We start from the raw sequence: 10,246 nt of genomic DNA, 5'->3' as shown, positions 1-10,246 counted from the left end.
GTCAACACCTCTTTTTCAACTTCCTTCGCGCTTCGATGAACTGAAGCAACCTGCTGCCGGAAACTGCGTAACTCATTGTTTACCAAGGAGTTTTCCGTTTCGACTGCGCCGGAAGTGGGGCGAATTATAGGCCTCCAGAATCTGCCGTCAACCGCTATTTTCATAAAACTGTCATATAGCTGAAAAAGCCCCAAAAACAAAAGGCCGACCCCATGGGTCGGCCTTCTTTACCCTTCTACTTACAAGCTAGGGAAAGCGAACTGCGAAGCTTCATGGCTCGCACGCTGCGGCCAGCGCTGGGTGATGGCCTTGCGGCGGGTGTAGAAACGCACGCCATCCGGGCCATAGGCATGCAGGTCGCCGAACAGCGAACGTTTCCAGCCACCGAAGCTGTGGTAAGCCACCGGCACCGGCAGCGGTACGTTGACGCCGACCATGCCGACTTCGATCTCGTCGCAGAACAAGCGCGCCGCTTCCCCGTCACGGGTGAAGATGCAGGTGCCGTTGCCATACTCGTGATCGTTGATCAGTTGCATCGCCTCTTCCAGGCTGTTGACCCGGACGACGCACAGCACCGGCCCGAAGATCTCTTCCTTATAGATGCGCATTTCCGGCGTGACGTTATCGAACAGGCAGCCACCCAGGAAGAAGCCTTCCTCGTGACCAGCAACGGTCAGGCCACGGCCATCGACCACCAGTGTCGCGCCGGCGGCTACGCCGTCTTCGACATAACCGCTGACCTTGTCACGTGCCTGGCCAGTCACCAGTGGGCCCATGTCCAGACCGCAGGAAGTACCGGCACCGATTTTCAGCGCCTGGATCTGTGGTACCAGCTTGGCCACCAGTGCATCCGCCACCTGGTCACCAACGCACACGGCAACCGAGATAGCCATGCAGCGCTCGCCGCACGAACCGTAGGCCGCGCCCATCAGTGCGCTTACGGCGTTGTCCAGGTCCGCGTCCGGCATCAGCACGGCGTGGTTCTTCGCCCCGCCCAGAGCCTGCACGCGTTTGCCGCGCTTGGTGCCTTCGCTATAGATGTATTCGGCAATCGGCGTCGAACCCACGAAGCTCAGCGCTTTGACTTCCGGCGCCTCGATCAACGCGTCCACCGCAGTCTTGTCACCGTGCACCACGCTCAGCACGCCTTTAGGCAGGCCGGCTTCCAGCAGCAACTGGGCGATCAGCAGCGTCGAGCTCGGGTCACGCTCGGACGGCTTGAGGATGAAGCAGTTGCCGCAAACGATCGCCAGCGGGTACATCCACAGCGGCACCATGGCCGGGAAGTTGAACGGCGTGATACCGGCCACTACGCCCAACGGCTGGAAGTCCGACCATGCATCGATGTTCGGGCCAACGTTGCGGCTGTATTCGCCCTTGAGGATTTCCGGCGCCGCGCAAGCGAACTCGACGTTCTCGATACCGCGCTTCAATTCACCCGCAGCGTCTTCCAGCGTCTTGCCGTGCTCTTCGCTGATCAGTTGAGCAATACGCGCTTCGTTCTGCTCCAGCAGTTGCTTGAAGCGGAACATGACCTGGGCACGCTTGGCCGGTGGCGTGTTGCGCCAGGCCGGGAATGCAGCCTTGCCGGCATCGATGGCGCTCTGGATGGTTTCGCGGGTCGCCAGCGGCAACTTGTGGATAGCCTGGCCGGTGGACGGGTTGAACACATCAACCGCGCGACCGTTCTCGGTCACCAGTTCGCCATTGATCAAATGCGGAATAACGCTCATGGAAGCTCCTGAAAAGTTGTCCACAGGCGCGCCCGATCGGCACGCCCGTTGTTTGTAGGTATATAGAAGGAGAAATCAGTCGATCTTGCCCAGCACTTCGCCGACCGCGTCGAACAGACGATCCAGGTCCTGCGGCTTGCTGTTGAACGTTGGGCCGAACTGCAGGGTGTCGCCGCCGAAGCGCACGTAGAAACCGGCTTTCCACAAGGCCATGCCCGCTTCGAACGGGCGCACGATGGCGTCGCCGTCACGTGGCGCGATCTGAATCGCACCCGCCAGGCCATAGTTACGGATGTCGATGATGTTCTTGGTGCCCTTGAGACCATGCAGCGCATTTTCGAAATGCGGTGCGACTTCGGCGACGCTCTGTACCAGGTTTTCCTTTTGCAGCAGGTCGAGTGCTGCCAGGCCGGCGGCGCACGCCACCGGGTGTGCGGAATAGGTGTAGCCGTGGGGGAATTCCACCGCGTATTCAGGCGTCGGCTGATTCATGAAGGTCTGGTAGATCTCGGAGCTGGCAATCACCGCGCCCATCGGGATCGCGCCGTTGGTGACTTGCTTGGCGATGCACATCAGGTCCGGGGTCACGCCGAAGGTGGTGGCGCCGAACATGGTGCCGGTACGGCCGAAACCGGTAATCACTTCGTCGAACACCAGCAGGATGTTGTGCTGGTCACAGATTTCACGCAGACGCTTGAGGTAACCCTGTGGCGGAACCAGCACGCCAGCGGAACCGGCCAATGGCTCGACGAATACTGCCGCGATGTTCGACGCATCGTGCAGTTCGATCAGCTTCAGCAGTTCGTCAGCCAGGGCGATACCACCCTGCTCCGGCATGCCACGGGAGTAAGCGTTGCTTGCCAGCAAAGTGTGCGGCAGGTGGTCGACGTCCATCATCGCCTGGCCGAACAGCTTGCGGTTGCCGTTCACGCCACCGAGGCTGGTGCCGGCGATGTTCACGCCGTGGTAGCCACGGGCACGACCGATCATCTTGGTCTTGGTCGACTGGCCCTTGAGGCGCCAGTAGGCACGCACCATTTTCACCGCTGTGTCGGCGCACTCGGAACCCGAGTCAGTGAAGAACACGTGATTCAGGTTGCCTGGCGTCAGATCGGTGATTTTTTCCGCCAGCTGGAAGGACAGCGGATGGCCGTACTGGAAGCCTGGCGAGTAATCGAGAGTGCCCAGTTGCTTGGCGACCGCTTCCTGGATTTCCTTGCGAGTATGGCCCGCGCCGCAGGTCCACAGCCCGGACAGCGAGTCATAGACTTTGCGGCCCTTGTCGTCGATCAGCCAGCTGCCTTCTGCGCCAACGATCAGGCGTGGATCGCGCTGGAAGTTACGGTTGGCGGTGTACGGCATCCAGTGAGCGTCGAGCTTGAGCTGGCTGGCCAGGGATGTCGGAGCGTTCTCGGGCAAGTTCATGGGCGAAACCTCGCAAGGCAATAAGCGGCGTAGGGGTTAAAAAACCGTTGTTGCAGCTAAGTTGCCACGGGGATAAAGTCGGTGAAATCCAACTTTTGTAACCTTCAGTCAGCCACTCACTAAACTATCGAGTAAGAACATGAGCAGCCGCCGCCCCGATCCACTGGCGCAAGTCAGCGACTTCGACATTCGCCTGCTGCGGATCTTTCGTAGCGTGGTTGAATGCGGCGGCTTCTCCGCGACTGAAAGCGTGCTTGGCATCGGTCGCTCGGCGATTAGCCAGCAGATGAGCGACCTGGAACAGCGCCTGGGCTTGCGTCTCTGCCAACGCGGTCGCGCCGGGTTTTCCCTGACCGAAGAAGGTCGCGAGGTTTATCAATCGGCGTTGCAGCTACTCAGTGCACTGGAAAGTTTTCGCACCGAGGTCAACGGCCTGCACCAGCATCTGCGCGGCGAGTTGACCATCGGGCTGACCGACAACCTGGTAACCCTGCCGCACATGCGCATCACCCACGCCCTGGCGCAACTGAAGGAACGCGGCCCGGATGTGCAGATCCAGATTCGCATGATCGCGCCCAACGAAGTCGAACAAGGCGTACTCGACGGGCGCCTGCATGTCGGCGTGGTGCCCCAGGCCAGCGCGTTGTCGGGGCTGGAATATCAGCCGCTCTACAGCGAACGTTCGTTGCTGTATTGCGCAGTGGGCCATCCGCTGTTTTATGTCGACGACAAGCAGCTGGAGGACGGGCGCCTGAACAGCCAGGACGCCATCGCCCCGACCTTTCGTTTGCCGGCGGATATCCAGGCGCATTATCAGGCGCTCAACTGCACCGCGAGCGCGTCGGACCGCGAAGGCATGGCGTTCCTGATCCTGACCGGGCGCTACATCGGCTACCTGCCAGACCATTATGCGAGCCTCTGGGTGCAGCAAGGCCGCTTACGCGCATTGAAACCGAACACGCGGTTTTATGACTTGAGCCTGGCCTCCGTGACCCGCAAGGGACGTCGCCCGCACCTGGTGCTGGAAAGCTTCCTGGAAAGCCTGGCCGCGACGCGCTGACCGGGGGTTTTATCGAACCGGGACTTGTCTGGAACCTGTGGGTGCGCTATCAACGTCATGGCCCGCAACCCCACTTGATCGGAAGTGCCCATGACCTTTGAAGTCCCAGCTCACAGCGGCAAACCCGCCAGCCGTATTCGTCAGAAAAACGAAGAGACCATCATCAAGGCCGCCGAGGACGAGTTCGCCCGTCACGGGTTCAAGGGCACCAGCATGAACACCATTGCCCTGAATGCCGGCTTGCCCAAGGCGAACCTGCATTATTACTTCACCAACAAACTCGGTTTGTATGTGGCGGTGCTGAGCAACATCATCGAGTTGTGGGACAGCACCTTCAATACCCTGACCGCCCAGGACGACCCCGCCGAAGCCCTGACCCGCTACATCCGCGCCAAGATGGAGTTTTCCCGGCGCCAGCCGCAGGCGTCTCGAATCTTCGCCATGGAGGTCATCAGTGGCGGCGAATGCCTGACGGAATATTTCAACCAGGACTATCGCGCCTGGTTCCAGGGCCGTGCCGCGGTATTCCAGGCATGGATTGACGCTGGCAAAATGGACCCGGTCGACCCGGTGCACCTGATTTTCCTGTTGTGGGGCAGCACCCAGCATTACGCCGACTTCGCCACGCAGATCTGCCGGGTCAGCGGACGCAGCAAGCTGACCAAGCAGGACATGGAAGACGCCGGCAACAACCTGATCCGTATCATTCTCAAAGGCTGCGGCCTGACACCTTCCCTCTAAGAGCCCTATGCCTTTTACCCTCAGCGACTTTTGCGAATACCGCGAAGAGATTCGCAAAAGCCGCTTCATCACCTTCGCCGCGCCGATCGCCAGCCCCGCCGAAGCCCAGGCCTTCATCGCCCAACACAGCGATCCGAACGCCACGCACAATTGCTGGGCGTGGAAGCTCGGCGATCAATACCGCAGCACCGACGACGGCGAGCCGGGCGGCACGGCCGGCCGGCCGATCCTGGCGGCCATCGAAGCACAAGATTGCGATCAGGTCGTCGTGCTGGTGATTCGCTGGTATGGCGGCATCCAGCTGGGTACCGGTGGGCTGGCCCGAGCCTATGGCGGCGGCGCCAACAAATGCCTGCAAGCGGCACCGAAGGTTGAGTTGATCAGTCGCGTACCGGTGCGATGCGCTTGTGCGTTCGGTGAGCTGGCGTTGGTCAAGCTGCGGGTCGCGGAGCTCGGTGGACTGGTGGTGCAGGAGGACTTCACGGCCAATGGCGTTGAACTGCAACTGGCGGTGGGCGCCGGGCAGATCCAGACGTTGCAATCTCAGTTGGCTGATTTGAGTCGTGGGCGCATTGTGTTGGAGCGCTGAAAGATCAACCTGTAGGAGCTGCCGCAGGCTGCGATCTTTTGGGGCGCTGCACTTTTTCCCATATTCCATAGTTGCCCACATCTGCTGTGCACCCGGCTGTGGATAACCTGAGCACATACCGCTGTAACCCTTCTGTCATGCGGCTTTGCGGGCTTTGTTCATTTTTCGTCCATTTCATCTCTAAAATAGCTAAATCCAAATAAAAACAATCAGTTAGGGTGGTTTAGCACTTTTAGAAGAAAGCCGCCCTACGCTTATGCCCGTCCCTTGAGCTTGCGCACAAATACTGTGGAGCAATCTGTGGATAACCCGTTCATGGCTGGCGCGGTTGCATATCGGGCATGGGTTGCAGTCGAGTGCTCATTTTTTGATCAACATACCGCGCGCGAAACGGGAGCAGATCAACGGCGTTGCACTTATGTGGTGCCTGGCTTGCGATAACTTCCCACCCGGTAGAGAACTTTATGCCGTGTCACACGGGCGCCAGGAATATTTCCTGACCTGATGGCCAGAAAATTGCTTTATCCACAGGCATCCATTCAATCGAATCGAGCCTTTCATGCCCACCGCCGATCCAACGCCCCGTTTGCAACTGAGCAACATCAGTAAACGCTACCCCGGCTGCCTGGCCAACGATGCCATCGATCTGACTATCGCGTCTGGTGAGATCCACGCGCTGCTCGGCGAAAACGGTGCGGGCAAAAGTACCCTGATGAAAATCATCTACGGCGTCGTGCACACCGACGCTGGCGAGATGTTCTGGCATGGCCAGCCCGTGAACCTGCGCAACCCGGCCCAGGCTCGCGACCTGGGGATCGGCATGGTGTTCCAGCATTTCTCGCTGTTCGAAACCCTGAGTGTCGCGCAGAACATCGCACTGGCCATGGGGCCGGCGGCAGGCTCGGCCAATCAGCTTGAACGCAAGATAAGTGAAGTGTCGCAACGTTACGGCATGGCGCTGGAGCCGCAGCGGCTGGTCCACAGCCTGTCCATCGGCGAACGGCAACGGGTGGAAATCATCCGCTGCCTGATGCAGGACATCCGCCTGCTGATTCTCGACGAACCGACCTCGGTGTTGACCCCGCAAGAGGCCGAGGACTTGTTCGTGACCCTGCGTCGACTGGCCGCCGAGGGCTGCAGCATTTTGTTCATCAGCCACAAACTCGCCGAAGTTCGCGCGTTGTGCCACAGCGCGACCGTGTTGCGCGGCGGGCGAGTGGCCGGGCATTGCGTACCGGCCGACTACTCAGATCGGCAACTGGCGCGCCTGATGGTTGGCGAAGCGGCGGAATTGATCGCCGATTACCCAAAGGTGGCGGGCACCGATGTTTTCTTGCACATACAAGGTTTGTCCTGGCACAACCCGGACCCGTTCGGTTGCTCGCTCAAGGCCATCGACCTGGCCGTGCGCAGCGGTGAAATAGTCGGTATCGCCGGGGTCGCCGGCAATGGTCAGGATGAGTTGCTGGCGTTGCTCAGCGGCGAAGAACGGCTGGGCCGCAATGAGGCTGCGACCATCAGTTTTGCTGGCGAACCAATCGCGCATCTACGTGCCGATGCCCGTCGCCAACGCGGATTGGCCTTCGTCCCGGCCGAACGATTGGGGCATGGCGCCGTGCCGGATCTGAGCCTGGCCGACAACGCCCTGCTCAGCGCATTCCAGCAAGGACTGGTGAGCAAGGGGCTGATCCAGCGCGGCAAGGTCCAGACGCTGGCGCAAGCAATCATTGACCGCTTCGGGGTCAAGGCTTCCGGCACCCAGGCACCGGCCCGCAGCCTGTCCGGTGGCAACTTGCAGAAATTCATCCTGGGACGGGAAATTCTTCAACAACCGAAATTGCTGGTGGCCGCGCACCCGACCTGGGGCGTGGATGTCGGCGCAGCCGCAACCATTCACCGTGCGCTGATTGCATTGCGCGATGCCGGCGCGGCAATCCTGGTGATTTCCGAAGACCTCGACGAACTGTTCCAGATCAGCGACCGCCTCGGCGCCTTGTGCAGCGGCCGGCTATCGCCGCTCAAGGCTACCGTCGACACCCGCCTGACCGATGTCGGCGGCTGGATGGCCGGCCAGTTCGATGCCCCTCAACTGCCTGCCTGCGCAACACGTTAACGGAGTCTCACATGCTGCTTTCCCTTGAACCCCGCGGCCAGCAATCGAGCCTGATGCTGTGGTGCTCGCCGTTGTTGGCGGCGGTCCTGACCCTGGGCTGTGGCTCTTTGCTGTTTGTCGCATTGGGTCACGATCCGTTGCTGACGTTGCATACGCTGTTGATCGCACCGATCAGCGACCTGTATGGCCTCTCCGAGTGGCTGGTCAAGGCATTGCCAATCCTGCTCTGTGCGTTGGGCCTGGCTGTTGCCTACCAGGCGCGGATCTGGAACATCGGCGCCGAAGGCCAACTGCTGCTAGGCGCCTTGGCTGGCAGTGCATTGGCGGTGAACTTCATCGAGATGCAAAGCCGCTGGGCCCTGGTCCTGATCCTGCTTGCCGGGACCCTGGCCGGCGCCGCGTGGGCGGGGCTGACGGCGTGGTTGCGCACGCGCTTCAACGCCAATGAAATCCTTACCAGCATCATGCTCAATTACATCGCCCTGAACCTGCTGCTGTTTTGTGTTCACGGCCCGCTGAAAGATCCGGAAGGGTTCAATTTTCCGCAGTCGGCGATGTTCGGTGACGCCAGCCGTTTGCCGCTGCTGATGGAGGATGGCCGGGTTCACGCCGGCGTGTATTTCGCCCTGCTTGCCCTGGTGGCGGTGTGGGTGTTGTTGCACAAAAGCTTCGTCGGGTTCCAGATCAAAGTGCTGGGTCTGGACAAGCGCGCAGCCGGTTTCGTCGGCTTTCGCGAAAAGCGCCTGGTCTGGCTGGCGCTGCTGATCAGCGGTGGCCTCGCGGGCCTGGCGGGTGCGTGCGAGGTGACCGGGCCGATCGGGCAGTTGGTGCCGCAAGTGTCGCCGGGTTACGGCTATGCGGCGATCACCGTAGCGTTTCTCGGGCGGTTGAACCCCATTGGCATTGTGTTTTCCAGCTTGTTGATGGCGCTGCTGTACATCGGTGGCGAGAGCGCGCAGATGAGCTTGAACCTGCCGCAAGCGATCAGCCAATTGTTCCAGGGGATGATGCTGTTTTTCCTGCTGGCCTGTGATGTGCTGATTCTCTATCGACCCCGTTTGAACCTGCGCTGGGCACGCCGCGCACCCGCCACCGTCGTACAACAAGTAGGTGCGCTTTGATGGATATCGATCTGCTGAGCAACATTTTCTACGCCATGGTTCGGTGCGGTACGCCGCTGCTGCTGGTGGCGCTGGGCGAACTGGTCTGCGAGAAAAGCGGCGTACTCAACCTGGGCCAGGAAGGCATGATGCTGTTTGGCGCGGTGATGGGTTTCATCATCGCGTTCAGCACCGGCAACCTGTGGCTGGGCGTATTGCTGGCGATGCTCGCCGGGATGCTGTTGTCATCGTTGTTTGCCCTGGTGGCGCTGGTGTTCAACGCCAATCAGGTGGCCACCGGGCTGGCCCTGACGATTTTCGGCGTGGGACTGTCGACCTTTGTCGGCGCGGCGTGGGTCGGCAAACCGTTGACGGGCTTCGAGCCGGTGGCGCTGCCTTACCTGAGCGAGATACCGCTGATCGGACGCATGCTGTTCGCCCAGGATCTGCTGGTGTACCTGTCATTCGCACTGTTTGCGCTGGTGGCCTGGGTGACCCTGAAAACCCGTGTCGGGCTGATCATCCAGGCGGTCGGCGAAAACCCGGATGCCGCCAGTGCCATGGGCTTGCCGGTGTTGGCCGTGCGCGCATTGGCGGTGTTGTTTGGCGGAGCGATGGCCGGACTGGCCGGCGCGTACCTGTCGCTGGCCTACACACCGATGTGGGCCGAAAACATGAGTGCAGGCCGCGGCTGGATTGCCCTGGCACTGGTGGTGTTCGCCAGTTGGCGGGTGTGGCGCTTGCTGCTGGGGGCGTATCTGTTCGGACTTGCCAGCATCCTGCACCTGGTGGCGCAGGGGCTGGGGCTGGCGATTCCATCGAGTTTGCTGGCGATGCTGCCGTATGTGGCGACCATTGTGGTGCTGGTGCTGCTGTCTCGGGACAAGGTGCGCACGCGCTTGTATGCGCCGGTTTCGTTGGGGCAGCCGTGGCAGGCTGGGCATTAGTGGTTGTCTGGTCTGGCCTCTTCGCGGGCAAGCCCGCTCCCACAGGTACTGCGGCGGACGCGGTTATGTGGGAGCGGGCTTGCCCGCGAAGGGGCCCGCACAGGCAACAGTTGAGCAATGCCCCACGCCAACTCAAAGAACAGAAAAATCACCAGCAATGAACTTGCACCATGGGCCAGGGCATACAGCTGCCAAGCCGAAAACAGAAACCTGGCCACGGCGTCATACCGCCCATAAACCTGCTGCGGATCACGAATCCGCAGCACCGACCAGACGCAGACAATCGACCCCAGCAGATTCGCCATCAACATGTGCACCGGTTCGAACGGTGGCAACTCACCGGGCAAACTCAACGCCTTGCTCACCCCCGTCAAAAGCCCGTGCAAGGCGGCAAAACTCCAGGGCGTGACAAACGCAGCCGTCACGATCAGGTCATACCAGGCACTGCCGCGAACCAGGCGGCGATACTGTGTTGAAGTCCACATCGACATTGCTCCATCAATTTCCGGGAGCAACCAGGCTAAAGCCTGGAGTATGC

At 60.7% G+C, this 10,246-nt stretch carries 9 protein-coding genes; 6 read left to right on the top strand and 3 right to left on the bottom strand.

The features are described from left to right. Positions 1 to 239 precede the first annotated feature (239 nt). Positions 240 to 1,733, bottom strand: a complete 1,494-nt coding sequence (locus tag HFK74_RS14840) for a CoA-acylating methylmalonate-semialdehyde dehydrogenase (protein WP_008063919.1) — start codon at positions 1,731 to 1,733, stop codon at positions 240 to 242. Between the two features lie 75 nt (positions 1,734 to 1,808). Further along, positions 1,809 to 3,158, bottom strand: a complete 1,350-nt coding sequence (locus HFK74_RS14835) for an aspartate aminotransferase family protein (RefSeq protein ID WP_008063922.1) — start codon at positions 3,156 to 3,158, stop codon at positions 1,809 to 1,811. A 139-nt stretch (positions 3,159 to 3,297) separates the two neighbouring features. Here HFK74_RS14835 and HFK74_RS14830 point away from each other — a divergent pair, with 139 nt between their 5' ends. From HFK74_RS14830 to HFK74_RS14805, 6 genes are all read left to right on the top strand, one after another. Continuing rightward, positions 3,298 to 4,218, top strand: a complete 921-nt coding sequence (locus HFK74_RS14830; protein ID WP_180204139.1) for a LysR family transcriptional regulator — start codon at positions 3,298 to 3,300, stop codon at positions 4,216 to 4,218. A 90-nt stretch (positions 4,219 to 4,308) separates the two neighbouring features. After that, complete coding sequence (locus HFK74_RS14825; protein WP_008063926.1) at positions 4,309 to 4,959, top strand: TetR/AcrR family transcriptional regulator; 651 nt, start codon at positions 4,309 to 4,311, stop codon at positions 4,957 to 4,959. A 7-nt stretch (positions 4,960 to 4,966) separates the two neighbouring features. Then, positions 4,967 to 5,548 carry a YigZ family protein gene (locus HFK74_RS14820; protein WP_008063927.1) on the top strand — a complete coding sequence of 194 codons (582 nt, stop codon included), beginning with the start codon at positions 4,967 to 4,969 and terminating at the stop codon, positions 5,546 to 5,548. Between the two features lie 559 nt (positions 5,549 to 6,107). Then, the gene (locus tag HFK74_RS14815; RefSeq protein ID WP_180204138.1) at positions 6,108 to 7,661 is read left to right on the top strand and encodes an ABC transporter ATP-binding protein; all 1,554 of its coding nucleotides are present in this window, start codon (positions 6,108 to 6,110) and stop codon (positions 7,659 to 7,661) included. An 11-nt stretch (positions 7,662 to 7,672) separates the two neighbouring features. Further along, on the top strand, positions 7,673 to 8,782 hold the full coding sequence (locus HFK74_RS14810) for an ABC transporter permease (protein ID WP_180204137.1): 1,110 nt from the start codon (positions 7,673 to 7,675) through the stop codon (positions 8,780 to 8,782). Then, positions 8,782 to 9,708, top strand: a complete 927-nt coding sequence (locus HFK74_RS14805) for an ABC transporter permease (protein WP_180204136.1) — start codon at positions 8,782 to 8,784, stop codon at positions 9,706 to 9,708. The genes HFK74_RS14810 and HFK74_RS14805 overlap by 1 nt, the downstream gene beginning before the upstream one ends. Here HFK74_RS14805 and HFK74_RS14800 read toward each other — a convergent pair. Beyond that, a complete protein-coding gene (locus HFK74_RS14800) occupies positions 9,705 to 10,193 on the bottom strand; it encodes a hypothetical protein (protein ID WP_180204135.1) in 489 nt (162 codons plus the stop codon). The genes HFK74_RS14805 and HFK74_RS14800 overlap by 4 nt on opposite strands. Positions 10,194 to 10,246: the final 53 nt, after the last annotated feature.

Source organism: Pseudomonas sp. SbOxS1 (assembly GCF_013416725.1).
GTDB lineage: Bacteria > Pseudomonadota > Gammaproteobacteria > Pseudomonadales > Pseudomonadaceae > Aquipseudomonas.
This window is presented reverse-complemented; position numbering and strand designations above follow the sequence as displayed.

Bases quoted from the DNA above. Each gene is read 5' to 3' on its own strand.
- HFK74_RS14840 (WP_008063919.1), bottom strand. From the start codon at position 1,733: ATGAGCGTTATTCCGCATTTGATCAATGGCGAACTGGTGACCGAGAAC.
- HFK74_RS14835 (WP_008063922.1), bottom strand. From the start codon at position 3,158: ATGAACTTGCCCGAGAACGCTCCGACATCCCTGGCCAGCCAGCTCAAG.
- HFK74_RS14830 (WP_180204139.1), top strand. From the start codon at position 3,298: ATGAGCAGCCGCCGCCCCGATCCACTGGCGCAAGTCAGCGACTTCGAC.
- HFK74_RS14825 (WP_008063926.1), top strand. From the start codon at position 4,309: ATGACCTTTGAAGTCCCAGCTCACAGCGGCAAACCCGCCAGCCGTATT.
- HFK74_RS14820 (WP_008063927.1), top strand. From the start codon at position 4,967: ATGCCTTTTACCCTCAGCGACTTTTGCGAATACCGCGAAGAGATTCGC.
- HFK74_RS14815 (WP_180204138.1), top strand. From the start codon at position 6,108: ATGCCCACCGCCGATCCAACGCCCCGTTTGCAACTGAGCAACATCAGT.
- HFK74_RS14810 (WP_180204137.1), top strand. From the start codon at position 7,673: ATGCTGCTTTCCCTTGAACCCCGCGGCCAGCAATCGAGCCTGATGCTG.
- HFK74_RS14805 (WP_180204136.1), top strand. From the start codon at position 8,782: ATGGATATCGATCTGCTGAGCAACATTTTCTACGCCATGGTTCGGTGC.
- HFK74_RS14800 (WP_180204135.1), bottom strand. From the start codon at position 10,193: ATGTGGACTTCAACACAGTATCGCCGCCTGGTTCGCGGCAGTGCCTGG.